This window comes from Streptomyces sp. NBC_00029 (genome assembly GCF_045160505.1).
Lineage (GTDB): Bacteria > Actinomycetota > Actinomycetes > Streptomycetales > Streptomycetaceae > Streptomyces.
The window spans coordinates 7,307,243-7,322,029 of sequence record NZ_CP108292.1; the positions used below are offsets into that span (position 1 = coordinate 7,307,243).

Below are 14,787 nucleotides of genomic sequence, written 5' to 3' on the forward strand. Positions count from 1 at the left end.
CGGTGTACCAGCGCGATCGGAGGACCCCATGCGCGCGCCCCGGGAGCCGGTACCGTGACGCACGCCGACTGGCTCCTGCTTCCCGGCGAACGCGGCAATCCCGCGACGCGCCTGGACCGGCGCCGCCCGGACGGCGCGGCCTGGTCCCGGGGGAACCACGTACGGCCCCTGGTCCACGGCGCCACGTACTTCGCCGAGCTCCTGAAGTCCGTCCGCGCGATGGGCCCGGGCGACCTCCTCCTGTTCACCGACTGGCGCGGTGACCGCGACGAGCGGCTCGACGGTCCCGGCACGGAGATCGGCACGGTCCTGTGCCGGGCCGTCGAGCGGGGCGTCATCGTCAAGGGACTCCTGTGGCGGTCCCACCTCGACGGCTTTCACTTCAGCGAAGAGGAGAACCTCCGCCTCGGCGAGGAGATCGCGGCCGTCGGCGGTGAGTGCCTCCTCGACATGCGCGTCCGTCCCGGCGGCTCCCACCACCAGAAACTGGTGGTGCTGCGCCACCGCGGCCGCCCGGAGCTGGACGTCGCCTACGTCGGCGGGATCGACCTCTGTCACAACCGCAACGACGACGCCGTGCACAGCGGCGACCGGCAGTCGCTGCGCATGGCCGCCGCATACGGGCCGCACCCGCCGTGGCACGACGTCCAGGTCGCCGTGCGCGGGCCGGCCGTGGGCGACGTCGAGGCCGTCTTCCGCGAGCGGTGGGAGGATCCCGCCCCGCTCAGCCGGAGCCCGCTCACCCGCCTGCGGGAGTGGATGCACCGGGAGGACATCAGCGCGGACCGGCTGCCGCCGCAGACACCCGATCCGGCGCGCTGCGGCACCCACACCGTCCAGCTGCTGCGGACCTACCCGAACCGGCTGCTGCGGGGCTATCCCTTCGCGCCCGACGGCGAGCGGAGCATCGCGCGCGGGTACACCAAGGCGCTGGGGCGGGCCCGGGCGCTGATCTACCTGGAGGACCAGTACCTGTGGTCGCCCCGGGTGGTGGCCTGTTTCGCGGAGGCGCTGGGCAGGCACCCACAGCTGCGGGTGATCGCGGTCGTCCCCTCGGTTCCGGAGGAGGACGGCCCGCTCACCCTGCCCATGAACCTGATCGGTCGGGTCAAGGCCCTGGAGGAGCTGCGCCGGGCGGGTGGCGACCGGGTCGCCGTGTACGGCCTGGAGAACCGGGCCGGAACCCCGGTCTACGTCCACGCCAAGGTGTGCGTGATCGACGACGTATGGGCCTCCGTCGGCTCCGACAACATCAACCTCCGTTCGTGGACGCACGATTCCGAGCTCGGCTGCGTCGTGTACGACGAGCACCCGGACTCCCGGCGCCCGGCCGATCCGGGAGGGCTCGGGGACGGCGCGCGCGCCTTCGCCCGGGAGCTGCGCCTGGAGCTGATGCGCGAGCACACCGAGGCCGCGGAGGGGGAGGCGCAGGCGCTGTGCGATCCCGTGTCCGCGTTCGACGCCTTCGCCACGAGCGCCGCCGTGCTGGACGCCTGGCACGAGGGCGGCCGCCGCGGTCCGCGGCCGCCGGGACGGCTGCGCCGGTACGTTCCCCCGGAGCTCGGCGTGAGGCAGCGGCTGCTCGCGATCCCTCTGCACCGCCTGCTGGTGGACCCGGACGGCCGCCCGCTCGGGATGAGGTTCCGCCGCACCTTCTGACGGCAAACCATTGAAAAAACGTACAAATTAAGGTCACATAGTGCCCGTTCCCGGCACGGCGGGTACCGCTTAAGTGACCAAAACGGCGGCGGGTTAGCATATGAGCACCGCCTAGCTCGAAAGATAATCCTGTGACTGTCAATGAGGACTCGTTCACCAGCTGGAAGAACCGCGAGGAGATCGCGGAGTCGATGATCCCGATCATCGGGAAGCTGCACCGGGAGCGGGACGTCACGATCCTGCTCCACAGCCGTTCCCTGGTGAACAAGTCGGTGGTCAGCATCCTCAAGACCCACCGATTCGCCCGGCAGATCGACGGTGAGGAGCTCTCGGTCACCGAGACGCTGCCGTTCCTGCAGGTTCTGACCACGCTTGATCTCGGCCCGTCCCAGATCGACATCGGCATGCTCGCCGCGGAGTACAAGAGCGACGACCGCGGCCTGTCCGTCGCCGAGTTCACCGCCGAGTCCGTCGCCGGCGCCACCGGCACGAACAAGATCGAGCGCAGCGAAGGCCGCGACGTCGTCCTGTACGGCTTCGGCCGCATCGGCCGCCTCGTCGCCCGTCTGCTGATCGAGAAGGCCGGCTCCGGCAACGGCCTGCGGCTGCGCGCCATCGTCGTCCGCCAGGGCGGCGACCAGGACATCGTCAAGCGCGCCTCCCTGCTGCGCCGCGACTCGATCCACGGCCAGTTCCAGGGCACGATCACCGTCGACGAGGCGAACAGCACGATCATCGCCAACGGCAACGCCATCAAGGTGATCTACGCGAACGACCCGTCCGAGGTGGACTACACCGAGCACGGCATCAAGGACGCCATCCTCATCGACAACACGGGCAAGTGGCGCGACCGCGAGGGTCTGTCCAAGCACCTGCGCCCCGGCATCGACAAGGTCGTCCTGACCGCTCCGGGCAAGGGCGACGTCCCGAACATCGTCCACGGCGTCAACCACGACACCATCAAGCCGGACGAGCAGATCCTGTCCTGCGCGTCCTGCACCACCAACGCGATCGTCCCGCCGCTGAAGGCCATGGACGACGAGTACGGTGTCCTGCGCGGTCACGTGGAGACCGTCCACTCGTTCACGAACGACCAGAACCTGCTGGACAACTACCACAAGGCCGATCGTCGTGGCCGCTCCGCGCCGCTCAACATGGTCATCACCGAGACCGGTGCCGCCTCCGCCGTCGCCAAGGCGCTGCCCGACCTGAAGGCGCCGATCACCGGCAGCTCGATCCGCGTCCCCGTCCCGGACGTCTCGATCGCCATCCTGAGCCTGCGCCTGGGCCGTGAGACCACCCGCGAAGAGGTCCTCGACTACCTCCGCGACGTCTCGCTGCACTCGCCGCTCAAGCGCCAGATCGACTTCACCACCGCCCCCGACGCGGTCTCCATGGACTTCGTCGGTTCGCGTCACGCCTCGATCGTCGACGCGGGCGCCACCAAGGTGGACGGCGACAACGCGATCCTCTACCTCTGGTACGACAACGAGTTCGGCTACTCCTGCCAGGTCATCCGTGTGGTCCAGCACGTGTCCGGCGTCGAGTACCCGACCTACCCGGTTCCGGCGGTCTGATCCGTCGTACGGCCGCACAGCCGAACCGTTCGACCGGCTGCCACGACAGGCGGGGCGGCGGCGGGCGGGTGACCGGTGCCCCTGGGCATCCGGTCGCCCGCCCGCCGTCCCCCGCCTGTCGTGCGTGCGGCCCGCCCCCGTACAGCGCCACGAGACGGCGGGCCGGGGCGGCCGCGGCGGGCAACCGCGTGAGCCGTGCGCTCACGTGCGCGCCGTCGCCGGACGGCGCAGGAGGTATCTGGCCGCGGCCGCGACCAGGACGGCCATGCAGGCGATGAACACCAGCCCGGCCCCCTCCAGGCCGATCGGGTCCACCAGTAGCCCCACCCCGATCACCGGCACCGAGATGCCCGTGTACGCCACGACGAACAGGGCCGAGATGACGGCCGCGCGCCGGTCCGGCGGGGACGCCGCGGCCACCGCGGACAGCGCCCCGCGGAACGCCAGTCCCTGCCCGGCCCCGCCCACCACCGCGCTCGCCACCACCAGGGCCAGCAGGTCCCACCACAGCGCGCCCGCGAGCAGCGCCAGGCCGGCGAGCAGCCCCGCGCAGCCGAGCGGCAGCGACCGCCCCACCCCCACCCGGCCGACAGCCAGCTGTCCGGCGGTCGAGGCGAAGAAGGCCAGCGCGACGATCAGTCCGCTCACGGCGCGGTTGTGCACGTCCAGGGACTGCGCGAGGAAGGCGGGGCTGACCGAGGTGAACACCCCGAACAGCGCGAAGCCCACGAAGGAGGCGATCGCCGCGGGCGCGAACACCGACCGCACCTGCGGGGGCAGGCCCGGCCGCTGCGGTCGTACGGTGCTCAGCGGTTTCCGGTCCCGTACGGTCTCGGGGAGCCGCACGAGGACGACGGCGGAGACGGCCACCAGCGCGAGGTGCACGGCGAACGGCAGGTACAGCGGCCAGGCGGCGTACTGGGCGAGCAGCCCCGCGAGCAGCGGACCGCAGCCCAGCCCGCCCATGTTGGCGGCCGTCGCAACGAAGGTGGCCCGCGAGGCGCCGCCGGGGGGCGCCAGTTCCATCACGTAGGCCGTCGCGGCCCCGGTGAACAGGCCCGCGGACAGTCCCGACAGCAGCCGGCCCGCGTACAGCCAGCCCATTCCGGTGGCGCACAGGAAGCAGACGGCGCTGGCCGCCGAGAAGGCCAGGCCGGCCAGCAGCACCGGCCGCCTGCCGACGGTGTCCGAGGCGTTGCCCGCCAGCAGCAGTACGCCGATCACCCCGAAGGCGTACACCGCGTAGACGACGGTCACCATCAGTTCGGAGAAGCCGAACTTCTCCTGGTAGAGCCCGTAGAGGGGGGTCGGCAGCGTGGTGCCGGCCATGCACACGGCGAAGACCGCCCCGCTGAGCAAGCACTGGCGCCACCCTCGGCGATCACCGTCCATGCCGCCGACGGTAACCCCGCCGCAGCGGCCCGGCGCGGCGGCCGCCGGTCCGCCTCTCAGGGGCGGCCCGCGTGGAGCTCCAGCGGGCCGGTGCCCGTGGCGCGGGCGGTGAGGCAGGCGGTGATCTGGCGCCGCAGGGCCGGTTTGACCAGGCCGGGGAGCTCGGCGGGGCGGACGGTGCGCCACTGGCGCAGCTCGGTCGGGTCCAGCCGGATCCGGGCGAGGACGGGGGCATCGAGGACGCCGCCGTCGTAGAGGAAGCGGATGCGGGCGGGCCGGCCGGCCTTGTGGGACCAGTTCACGGCGAGCAGGCGGCCGGGGGCGAGATCGAGACCCAGTTCCTCGTGGACCTCCCGCCGGGCGCCGGCGCGCGGGATCTCGCCGAGGTCGCTGTCGATGCCGCCGCCGGGCAGGTTCCACCGGTCGGACCGGCCGTACGCGGGCTGGACCAGCAGGATCCGGCCGTCGGCGTCGGTGAACAGCACGCTCGCCGCGGTCACGGCCTTGGGGCGGCTGGCCCGGTGGCTGGCCGCGTCCAGGGTGCCCGAGTGCTCCAGGGCCAGGCGCCGCGCCGGGTCCAGCCCGGCCGGGGAGCCCGGCTGGGGCACGCCGTCGACGAGGTGGGCGAAGGAGCCGGTGTGCAGGGCGGCCAGGGCGGCGCGCAGCCGGGGGGCGATCCGCTCCGGCAGGGCCGCGGCGGCCTCGTCCGGTGTGAGCCAGCGCGCCTCGGTGATCTCCCCGTCGGGAAAGGTGATCGCCGCGGCCTCCTGCGGCGGGAGCGGGCCGACGAGGTGGACGTGCACGACCAGGGAGCGGCCGAGCGGGCCGGGTGGACGCGAGTCCACCGCCAGCAGCCGGCCCGCCGGGAGGGTGAGGCCGAGCTCCTCCCGCAGCTCGCGGGCGAGCCGCTCCTCGGGGGTCTCGGTGTCCTCGACCATGCCGCCCGGAAGCTCCAGGTCCGTCTTGTACGAGGTGGTCAGTACGAGGACCCGCCCGCGGGTGTCCAGGACGATCCCGGTGGCCGCCACGAGCGGGGCGGGCACGGCTGCGTAGTGCGCGCGCACCGCATCGGGGGAGGGGCGGTCGGGCACGGCGGGGCTCCTGGGGGTCGGGGCGTCGGCACGAGCACTATGCCGGGCCGTGACGCGATGCCGGGCGCCGACATGCGGGGCTCAGGCGCGGGCCAGCAGCAGACCGCCCATGGTGACCATGGTCGCGGCGACGAGCCCGTCCATGACCCGCCAGGCGGCCGGGCGTGCGAGGAGGCCGCTCAGCAGCCGGGCCCCGTAGCCCAGACCGGCGAACCAGGTCAGGCTGGCCAGCCCGGCCCCGATGCCGAAGGCCCAGCGGAGGTCGCCGCGGTCGGCGGCGAGGGAGCCGAGGAGCAGCACGGTGTCCAGGTAGACGTGCGGGTTGAGCCAGGTCATGGCCAGCGCGGTCAGCACGGCCCGGCGGGCGGACCCGGCCGTCGCCCCTTCCGAGGTGAGGGCGGCGCCCGGGACCGGTCGCAGCACCCGGCGGGCGGCGAGGACTCCGTAGCAGATCAGGAACCCGCCCCCGGCCAGCCCGACCACCGTCAGGGCTGCGGGCCAGGCGGTGACGAAGGCGCCGACACCCGCGACCCCGAGGGCGATGAGCACCGCGTCGGAGACGGCGCAGATGGCGACCACGGCGAGCACCGCGTGCCGGCGCGCGCCCTGGCGGAGGACGAAGGCGTTCTGCGCGCCGATGGCGACGATGAGGGAGAGTCCGGTGCCGAAGCCGGCGAGGGCCGCGGTGACGATGCCGTAGTTCATGACCCCGACCGTAGGCAGCGATGTCTGTTCAGTACAGCTAAAGATTTTTACGTACCATTAGCGCTTGTGATGGACGAGCTTCCCCTGGACCAGGTGCGCACGCTGCTCGCCGTGGTGGACGAGGGCACCTTCGACGCGGCGGCGGCCGCCCTGCACGTGACCCCTTCCGCGGTCAGCCAGCGGGTCAAGGCGCTGGAGCAGCGGACCGGGCGGGTGCTGCTGATGCGGACGAAGCCGGTGCGGGCGACCGAGTCCGGGGAGGTGGTGGTCCGCTTCGCCCGGCAGCTGGCCCGGCTGGAGCGCGACGCGCGCGCCGAGCTGGGCATGGCGGACGGAATGGGTCCGGTGCGGCTGCCGATCGCCGTGAACGCGGACTCCCTCTCCACCTGGTTCCTGCCCGCGCTGACGCGGGTGCCGCAGGATCCCCCGGTCTGCATCGAGCTCCACCGCGAGGACGAGTCGCACACGACGGCCCTGCTGCGGGAGGGGCAGGTGATGGCGGCGGTGACCTCCTCGCCCGACCCGGTGGCCGGGTGCAGCGTACGGATGCTGGGCCTGGCCCGGTACCTGCCGACGGCGAGCCCCGCGTTCGCGGCCCGCCACCTGACGGGGGATCCCGAGCGGGACCTGCGACGGGCGCCGACGATCGTGTTCGACCGCAAGGACGACCTCCAGGACGCCTATGTCCGCGGGCTGACGGGGGACGGGGCGGCCGGTGCTGGGCCGGTGCGGCACTACATACCGACGTCGGAGGGGTTCCGCGACGCGGTGGTCGCGGGCCTGGGGTGGGGGCTGGTGCCGGAGCAGCAGTCGGCGCCCCTCGTACGGACGGGGGAGCTGGTACTGCTGGAGCCGCTGCGCCCGATGGACGTGCCCCTCTACTGGCAGCAGTGGAAGCTCGACTCGCCGGTTCTGGCGATGGTCGCGGACGTGATCGCAGCGGCGGCCCGGGAGTCGCTGCGCAGCCCTGCGGCCTGATGGGCGGCACCAGCGCCTAAGCTGCCGACCATGGAGTCCTACACGATCGGCCAGGCGGCGCGGCTGCTCGGCGTCAGCGTCGACACGGCCCGGCGCTGGGCCGATGCCGACCGGTTCCCCACCCACCGGGAGGGCACGCGACGGATGGTGGAGGGGCCCGACCTGGCCGCGTTCTGCGTGGAGGTCGCGCAGGAGGGCGCCGAGGGCGAGGAGGCCCCGCACACCTCGGCGCGCAACGCCTTCCCGGGCATCGTCACCGGGGTGAAGCTGGGTACGGTCGACGCCCAGGTGGAGATCCAGGCAGGGCCGCACCGCATCGTGTCGCTGCTGACGCGGGAGGCGGTGGAGGAGCTCGGACTGGAAGTGGGCGCGCGGGCCACGGCGAGGGTGAAGTCGACGAGCGTGTTCATCGACCGGGTCTGAGACACGCTCAGGAGCCTTCGGCCGGACGGGGCCGGCCGGGGACGTCCGGCCGGGGACGGCGCGGGCGGTCGGCGGTGACTGCGGCCGGCGGCGGTGAGAGCAGCCGGTGGCGGTGAGCCCGGACGGAGGCGCTCCGGTGGCGATGGCAGACTGGCCGCTGATCCGCCGAAGGGGAGTACGCCGTTGTCCATGTTCAGCAACCTGCGCCGGGTCGTGCGCCGCAGCTACCGGCGGGCCGTCGACCTCAGTCACCCGGCCCGCTCCCCGCTCGGCAGCGCGGTGGTCAACTGCGTGATCTACCGCGACGGTGTACGGCAGGACGACTGCGCCGAGGTCGAGGAGGCGCTGCGCCGGGTCCGCAAGACGGGTGACGGCTTCGTCTGGATCGGCCTGCACGAGCCGGCGACGTCGGAGCTGGCCGGGCTGGCCGAGCTGTTCGGCCTGCACCCCCTCGCCGTCGAGGACGCCGTCAACGCGCACCAGCGACCCAAGGTCGAGCGCTACGACGACACGCTCTTCTCCGTCTTCAAGACCGTGCGTTACGTGGAGCACGAGGAGCTGACGGCGACCAGCGAGGTGGTGGAGACCGGCGAGCTGATGGCCTTCACCGGCCAGGACTTCATCATCACCATCCGGCACGGCGGCCGCGGCACCCTGGGACCGGTCCGCGAGGAGCTGGAGGCGGCCCCGGACCAGCTGGGACACGGACCCGCGGCGGTCCTGCACGCCATGGCCGACCATGTGGTCGACGACTACGTGGCCGTCACGGACGCGGTGCAGAACGACATCGACGCCGTCGAGACCGCCGTGTTCAGCGAGGACGGCGGCCGCGGCGACGCCGGCCGGATCTACCAGCTCAAGCGCGAACTCCTGGAGCTGCGCCGGGCGGTGGGGCCGCTGAGCCGCCCGCTCCAGCAGCTGGCCACGCAGCCGATACCGGTCATCCCGCCGGAGACCCGCGCGTACTTCCGCAACGTGGCGGACCATCTGACCCGGGCGACGGAGCAGATCGGCGCCTACGACAACCTCCTCGACTCCATCCTCCAGGCCCACCTCGCGCAGGTGACCGTCGCCCAGAACGAGGACATGCGCAAGATCACGGCGTGGGCGGCGATCGTCGCCGTACCGACCATGGTCTGCGGGGTGTACGGCATGAACTTCGACCACATGCCCGAACTGCACTGGACCTACGGCTACCCGCTCGTCCTCGGCGTCATGGCGCTCGCCTGCTTCGTCATCCACCGGGGCTTCCGGCGCAACGGCTGGCTCTGACCGGACGCGGGCATTCCCTGGGGTGCGCACGGGTATTGAGCTGTCGTCAGCTCTGGTAGTAAAGTTTCCTAACGAAGCTGGGACCGCCTCAACCACCCGATGGAGGCCTTGTGTTCACCCCCCACCGCAAGATGCTGGCGATCGGCGCGCTGCTCGGCACCGCGCTGATCGCCGTTCCCGTCGCCGCCCATGCCACCGCAGCTCCCGCCCCCACGGCGGGGACGGCGGTGGCGGCGGCCGCAGGGCTCGACGATCCGGCGAAGAAGGAGATCGCCATGAAGATCGTCTCCAGTGCGGAGAACTCCTCGCTGGACTGGAAGGCGCAGTACAAGTACATCGAGGACATAGACGACGGCCGTGGCTACACGGCCGGCATCATCGGCTTCTGTTCCGGCACCGGAGACATGCTCGACCTCGTCGAGTACTACACGCAGATCAAGCCGGGCAACGTCCTCGCCAAGTACCTCCCCGCCCTGCGCCGGGTCGACGGAAGCGACTCGCACGCCGGCCTCGACCCGAACTTCACCAAGGACTGGGCGAAGGCGGCCCAGGACGCCGAGTTCAGGAAGGCGCAGGACCACGAGCGGGACCGGGTCTACTTCAACCCGTCCGTGAGCCAGGGCAAGGCCGACGGGGTCGGTGTGCTCGGCCAGTTCATCTACTACGACGCCATCGTCATGCACGGCGACGGCACCGACTCCACCAGCTTCCGCAACATCCGCAAGCGGGCCCTGTCCAAGGCCAAGCCCCCGTCCCAGGGCGGCAACGAGACCGCGTACCTCAACGCGTTCCTCGACGCCCGGGTCTGGGCGATGAAGCAGGAGGAGGCGCACAGCGACACCAGCCGGGTCGACACCGCGCAGCGGGTCTTCCTGAAGAAGGGCAACCTGAACCTCAATACGCCGCTCGACTGGAAGGTCTACGGGGACTCCTTCCACATCGGCTGACGGACGAACTGCCGCGAACCGGGGGCGAAATCCTCCCTTCTGTCCCCGGTCGCGGCGGCCCAGGCTGCAGTGAGGTAACGATCCGTGAGGCGGTCGAGCCGCTTCCCGCAGGGCGGCTCCGCGAACACCCCGGACATTGCGGTCTTTTCGCCACCCGCGAGCGGTCCTGCGCCTCAGGGCAGGACTTCCGTCCCCCCTGAACACGGCCTGTTTCGTCACGCCTTGTGGTCAATGGCGATCCATGGGTGTCAAGTGACGTCAGGTACCAGAGGGTTTGGCAGGAGAAGCGAAGGAAAGTTCCCATTCCGGCGGGTTGTGAACTCGCTTGACCGCGCCGTAAAGGGGGCATAAGTTCTGCCCCGGCTTGCTCCACCAGGACGGGCCGAACCAACCGTCCTCTGGGGGGACCCTCATGAACCACTACACCGATGTCCTGAAGAAGTACGCCGTCTTCTCCGGCCGCGCGCGCCGCCAGGAGTACTGGATGTTCACCCTCTTCCAGGTGGCCGTCGTCATCGTCCTCGCGATCATCGACGCCGTCATCGGCGCCAGCTCGATCATCGTCGGCCTGTACGTCCTCGGCACCCTGGTCCCCACCCTGGCGGTCACCGTCCGTCGTCTGCACGACCTCGGCAAGTCCGGCGCCTGGTACTTCATCGCCTTCGTCCCCTTCATCGGTGGCATCTGGCTGCTCGTCCTGACCGCCACCGCCGGTCAGCCGCAGCCGAACCAGTACGGCCCGGACCCCAAGGTCCTCGCCGCCTGATTCGCGGTACAGGCCTGATCAGGGCCGAAATGCCTGAGCGCCGCCCCGGCCGGGAACAGCCGGGGGCGGCGCTCTCGCCTTTTCCGGGGTCCGCCGGCGCCCGCGTGACACGCGTCTCCCGGACTGGCGGCAGGGGGCTGTCCAGACCGGCCCGATCACGAGATATCTTGATGTCGAGCAATGTTGCAGACGAGAGACGCAGACTGTGGAGCGGAGCATCCGGTGACTGACTCGACCATCATCTACACGCACACTGACGAGGCCCCGGCCCTCGCGACGTATTCCTTCCTGCCTGTGATCCAGGCATACGCGTCGACGGCCGGTGTGAATGTCGAGACCCGTGACATCTCCCTGGCCGGTCGGATCATCGCCGTCTTCCCGGAGTACCTCCAGGAGAGCCAGCGGATCGCCGACGCCCTCGCCGAGCTCGGCGAGCTGGCGAAGACCCCGGAAGCCAACATCATCAAGCTTCCGAACATCTCGGCCTCCATCCCGCAGCTCAAGGCCGCGGTCGCCGAGCTCCAGGGCCAGGGCTACGCCCTCCCGGACTACCCGGACGACCCGAAGACCGACGAGGAGCGCGACGTCCGCGCCCGCTACGACAAGGTCAAGGGCAGCGCCGTCAACCCGGTCCTGCGCGAGGGCAACTCCGACCGACGCGCCCCCGCCTCGGTCAAGAACTACGCCAAGACGCACCCGCACCGCATGGGCGCCTGGGTTCCCGAGTCGAAGACGAACGTCGCCACCATGGGCGAGAACGACTTCCGCTCCACCGAGAAGTCCACCGTCGTCGCCGAGGCCGGAACCCTGCGCATCGAGCACGTCGCCGCCGACGGCGCCACGACCGTGCTGCGCGAGTCCGTACCGGTCCTCGCCGGTGAGGTCGTGGACGCGTCCGTCCTGCACGTCGACGCGCTGCGCACCTTCCTCAACGACCAGATCGAGCGTGCCAAGGCCGAGGGCGTGCTGTTCTCCGTGCACCTCAAGGCCACGATGATGAAGGTCTCCGACCCGATCGTCTTCGGCCACGTGGTCCGCGCCTTCCTCCCGAAGACCTTCGCCCGCTACGGCGAGACCCTGGCCGCCGCCGGCCTGTCGCCCAACGACGGTCTGGGCGCCATCCTGAACGGCCTGGGCGCGCTGCCCGACGGCGACGCGATCAAGGCGTCCATCGACGCCGAGATCGCCGAGGGCCCGGCCCTCGCGATGGTCGACTCCGACAAGGGCATCACCAACCTGCACGTGCCGTCCGACGTCATCGTCGACGCCTCGATGCCGGCCATGATCCGCACCTCCGGCCACATGTGGGGCCCGGACGGCGCCGAGGCCGACACCCTCGCCGTCCTCCCGGACAGCAGCTACGCCGGCGTCTACCAGGTCGTCGTCGACGACTGCCGCGCCCACGGCGCTTTCGACCCGTCCACGATGGGCTCGGTCCCGAACGTCGGTCTCATGGCCCAGAAGGCCGAGGAGTACGGCAGCCACGACAAGACCTTCGAGATCGCCGGCGCGGGCACCGTCCGCCTGGTCGACGCCGCGGGCAACACGGTCCTGGAGCAGGAGGTCGCCGCCGGCGACATCTTCCGCGCCTGCCAGACCAAGGACCTGCCGATCCAGGACTGGGTCAAGCTCGCCGTCACCCGTGCCCGCGCCACCGGCGTCCCGGCCGTCTTCTGGCTGGACGAGAACCGCGCGCACGACGCGCAGCTGATCGCCAAGGTCAAGACGTACCTCGCCGAGCACGACACCGAGGGTCTGACCATCAAGATCCTCTCCCCGGTCGAGGCCACCGCCTTCTCCCTGGAGCGCATCCGCCGCGGCGAGGACACCATCTCGGTGACCGGCAACGTGCTGCGCGACTACCTGACCGACCTCTTCCCCATCCTGGAGCTGGGCACCAGCGCCAAGATGCTGTCGGTCGTCCCGCTGATGAACGGCGGCGGCCTCTTCGAGACGGGCGCCGGCGGCTCCGCCCCGAAGCACGTCCAGCAGCTGGTCAAGGAGAACTACCTGCGCTGGGACAGCCTGGGCGAGTTCTTCGCGCTGGCGGCGAGCTTCGAGCACCTCGCGACCACCACCGGCAACGCCCGCGCCCAGGTGCTGGCCGACACCCTGGACCGCGCGACCGGCACCTTCCTCAACGAGGACAAGTCGCCGAGCCGCAAGCTGGGCGGCATCGACAACCGCGGCAGCCACTTCTACCTCGCCACCTACTGGGCGCAGGAGCTGGCCAAGCAGACCGACGACGCCGAGCTGGCCAAGGCCTTCGGGCCGGTCGCCAAGGCGCTGTCGGAGCAGGAGGAGACCATCGTCGCCGAGCTCGTCGCGGTGCAGGGCTCCCCGGCCGAGATCGGCGGCTACTACCAGCCCGACGCCGTGAAGGCCGCGGCGATCATGCGCCCGTCGGCGACCCTCAACGAGGCACTCGCCCTCCTGGGCTGATGCCCGCAGCCGTACCCACGCGTCCCTGACGGCGTGATCCGCTCCGCCCCGGCCGGCCCCGTGCCCGGCCGGGGCGGAGCCGTGTCCGGGCACGGGCCGCTTCGGGGCAGGGGCTTCAGAGGTCTGCCGGCCGGGGAGCGGGCCCTGCGCTAGCGTTCGGATCCGTGACACCCGGGTGCCCCTGCGGGCGGGCCGGGGCTTCGCCGAAACGCTCTGGGGGTTCCGTGGCACGCCGTTCCGACACGTCCTGCGCCGGCATCGGGTGCGCCGGGCTCCTGCTCGTGCTGTTCGTCCTGCCCGCGGTCGGCTACCTGCTGGCGGTACCGCTGGCCCTGCCCGATCTGCTGGCGGAGCAGTCGCCGCCGCAGCAGCTGAACGGCTTCGGCCAGTACCTGATCGTGTATGCCGTCCCGGTCGTCGTGGCCCTGCTGGTGGCGGTGTTCGCGAGCCGCCGCCGGACCGGCCCCCGGTGGCTGGTCCCGGCGCGGGCGGCCGCGCTGCTCGTCCTGGTGGCCGGGGCGCTGTGGTGGACGGAAGGCAGGGTCGGCGACCACCCGGTGTGGAACGTCCGGGCCACGGCCGAGAGCCTGGCCGCCGGACTCGTGGCACTCGCCTTCGTCGTGGCGGTGCGCCGGTGGGACTCCTCCCGCGGCGGCCCGCGCGTCGCCGCCCAGGTCCAGCGGCCGGCCCCTGGGGAGATCTGGCTGGCCATGGTGCCGCTGCGCGAGGATCCGGCGCGGCAGCTGAGGCACTACTGCGTGGTGCTGGCCGTCCACGAGGGCCACGCGGAGGTCGCCCAGATCACCACCAAGGACAAGGGCGGGCGCGGCGACCACATCCCGATGCCGAACGACGGCTGGGACAAGGCCTCCGGCCGCGCCCACTGGGTGGAGTTCGGGCGGCCGCCGCGCCGGGTCGACTACGGGATGTTCCTCAAGTCCCGGCCGCAGGGGCGCTGCCCGGCGCCGGTGTGGCGCCGGCTCAGCCGGGAGCTGGGCTGAGGTCTGCGGCCCGCAGGGGTCAGAGCCGGTGGATGCGCTCCTGCTCGAAGGCCAGGGGGGACCGCCCGGCCGCCAGGATGCGCAGCCCCGGGGCCACCGCCAGCAGGTTCCGCAGCCAGGCCAGGGCGTCCGGGCCGAGCTGCTCCGCGCCGTCCAGGACGAGCAGCATGTCGCGTTCGGCCAGCCACGACGCGGCGTTCACCGTGCCGCACGGCTGTGCGGGCATGTCGGGTACGCCGACCAGCTCGGCCGTCAGTTCGCGGACGCCGTAGCCGCCGTGGAGCGGGTTCATGGCGACGACGGACACCCCGTCGTAGAAGTTGGACGCGATCCGCCGCGCGATCTCCCGTACCAGCAGGCTCCGAGGCTCTCGGAACGCCCCCGCCACGGTCAGCACGCGCCCCCGCCGGACGGCGGTGAGCAGACGCGACATCTCGGCGGACGTCGCCGGCAGCTGCGCGGCCGACCCCTTTTCCCTCATCGGCCCGGCGTTCCCCATGGCCCAGGATTCCCTCATCGGCACGATGCCCCCCA

13 protein-coding genes are annotated in these 14,787 nt (G+C 71.7%); 9 read left to right on the forward strand and 4 right to left on the reverse strand.

Features of this window, described 5'->3' with window-relative positions; all coding sequences use genetic code 11:
• Nucleotides 1–54: 54 nt before the first annotated feature.
• On the forward strand, nucleotides 55–1,659 hold the full coding sequence (locus OG753_RS33820) for a phospholipase D family protein (protein WP_405791257.1): 1,605 nt from the start codon (nucleotides 55–57) through the stop codon (nucleotides 1,657–1,659).
• Between the two features lie 131 nt (nucleotides 1,660–1,790).
• The gene (locus tag OG753_RS33825) at nucleotides 1,791–3,236 is read left to right on the forward strand and encodes a glyceraldehyde-3-phosphate dehydrogenase (RefSeq protein WP_327265410.1); all 1,446 of its coding nucleotides are present in this window, start codon (nucleotides 1,791–1,793) and stop codon (nucleotides 3,234–3,236) included.
• A gap of 201 nt (nucleotides 3,237–3,437) precedes the next feature.
• Here the strand turns inward: OG753_RS33825 and OG753_RS33830 are convergent, their stop codons facing one another.
• From OG753_RS33830 to OG753_RS33840, 3 genes are all read right to left on the reverse strand, one after another.
• Nucleotides 3,438–4,628, reverse strand: coding sequence for an MFS transporter (locus OG753_RS33830; RefSeq protein WP_327265411.1), 1,191 nt, complete (start codon nucleotides 4,626–4,628; stop codon nucleotides 3,438–3,440).
• Nucleotides 4,629–4,684: 56 nt separating this feature from the next.
• The gene (locus OG753_RS33835) at nucleotides 4,685–5,719 is read right to left on the reverse strand and encodes an NUDIX domain-containing protein (protein WP_405791258.1); all 1,035 of its coding nucleotides are present in this window, start codon (nucleotides 5,717–5,719) and stop codon (nucleotides 4,685–4,687) included.
• An 81-nt stretch (nucleotides 5,720–5,800) separates the two neighbouring features.
• Complete coding sequence (locus OG753_RS33840; protein WP_327265413.1) at nucleotides 5,801–6,424, reverse strand: LysE/ArgO family amino acid transporter; 624 nt, start codon at nucleotides 6,422–6,424, stop codon at nucleotides 5,801–5,803.
• A gap of 69 nt (nucleotides 6,425–6,493) precedes the next feature.
• Between OG753_RS33840 and OG753_RS33845 the strand changes: the two genes are divergently transcribed.
• The 7 genes from OG753_RS33845 to OG753_RS33875 all read left to right on the forward strand — a co-directional run bounded on the left by OG753_RS33845 (nucleotide 6,494) and on the right by OG753_RS33875 (nucleotide 14,253).
• The gene (locus tag OG753_RS33845; RefSeq protein WP_327265414.1) at nucleotides 6,494–7,402 is read left to right on the forward strand and encodes a LysR family transcriptional regulator ArgP; all 909 of its coding nucleotides are present in this window, start codon (nucleotides 6,494–6,496) and stop codon (nucleotides 7,400–7,402) included.
• Nucleotides 7,403–7,432: 30 nt separating this feature from the next.
• Entirely contained in the window at nucleotides 7,433–7,825 is a 393-nt protein-coding gene (locus OG753_RS33850) for a TOBE domain-containing protein (protein ID WP_327265415.1), read from the forward strand.
• Nucleotides 7,826–8,014: 189 nt separating this feature from the next.
• Nucleotides 8,015–9,097 carry a magnesium/cobalt transporter CorA gene (gene corA, locus OG753_RS33855; protein ID WP_327265416.1) on the forward strand — a complete coding sequence of 361 codons (1,083 nt, stop codon included), beginning with the start codon at nucleotides 8,015–8,017 and terminating at the stop codon, nucleotides 9,095–9,097.
• A 131-nt stretch (nucleotides 9,098–9,228) separates the two neighbouring features.
• Nucleotides 9,229–10,044, forward strand: a complete 816-nt coding sequence (locus tag OG753_RS33860; protein ID WP_327266990.1) for a chitosanase — start codon at nucleotides 9,229–9,231, stop codon at nucleotides 10,042–10,044.
• Between the two features lie 412 nt (nucleotides 10,045–10,456).
• A complete protein-coding gene (locus OG753_RS33865; RefSeq protein WP_327265417.1) occupies nucleotides 10,457–10,810 on the forward strand; it encodes a DUF805 domain-containing protein in 354 nt (117 codons plus the stop codon).
• Between the two features lie 222 nt (nucleotides 10,811–11,032).
• Complete coding sequence (locus tag OG753_RS33870) at nucleotides 11,033–13,252, forward strand: NADP-dependent isocitrate dehydrogenase (RefSeq protein WP_405791259.1); 2,220 nt, start codon at nucleotides 11,033–11,035, stop codon at nucleotides 13,250–13,252.
• 224 nt (nucleotides 13,253–13,476) lie between these two features.
• Nucleotides 13,477–14,253, forward strand: coding sequence for a hypothetical protein (locus OG753_RS33875; protein ID WP_405791260.1), 777 nt, complete (start codon nucleotides 13,477–13,479; stop codon nucleotides 14,251–14,253).
• A gap of 19 nt (nucleotides 14,254–14,272) precedes the next feature.
• On the opposite strand, the gene OG753_RS33880 is transcribed toward OG753_RS33875, so the two are convergent.
• Nucleotides 14,273–14,734, reverse strand: a complete 462-nt coding sequence (locus OG753_RS33880; protein ID WP_405791261.1) for a hypothetical protein — start codon at nucleotides 14,732–14,734, stop codon at nucleotides 14,273–14,275.
• Nucleotides 14,735–14,787 lie beyond the last annotated feature (53 nt).

Coding starts and splice junctions, on each gene's coding strand:
- OG753_RS33840 (WP_327265413.1), bottom strand. CDS start 6,424: ATGAACTACGGCATCGTCACCGCGGCCCTCGCCGGCTTCGGCACCGGA.
- OG753_RS33860 (WP_327266990.1), top strand. CDS start 9,229: ATGCTGGCGATCGGCGCGCTGCTCGGCACCGCGCTGATCGCCGTTCCC.
- OG753_RS33850 (WP_327265415.1), top strand. CDS start 7,433: ATGGAGTCCTACACGATCGGCCAGGCGGCGCGGCTGCTCGGCGTCAGC.
- OG753_RS33845 (WP_327265414.1), top strand. CDS start 6,494: ATGGACGAGCTTCCCCTGGACCAGGTGCGCACGCTGCTCGCCGTGGTG.
- OG753_RS33880 (WP_405791261.1), bottom strand. CDS start 14,734: ATGAGGGAAAAGGGGTCGGCCGCGCAGCTGCCGGCGACGTCCGCCGAG.
- corA (WP_327265416.1), top strand. CDS start 8,015: ATGTTCAGCAACCTGCGCCGGGTCGTGCGCCGCAGCTACCGGCGGGCC.
- OG753_RS33865 (WP_327265417.1), top strand. CDS start 10,457: ATGAACCACTACACCGATGTCCTGAAGAAGTACGCCGTCTTCTCCGGC.
- OG753_RS33830 (WP_327265411.1), bottom strand. CDS start 4,628: ATGGACGGTGATCGCCGAGGGTGGCGCCAGTGCTTGCTCAGCGGGGCG.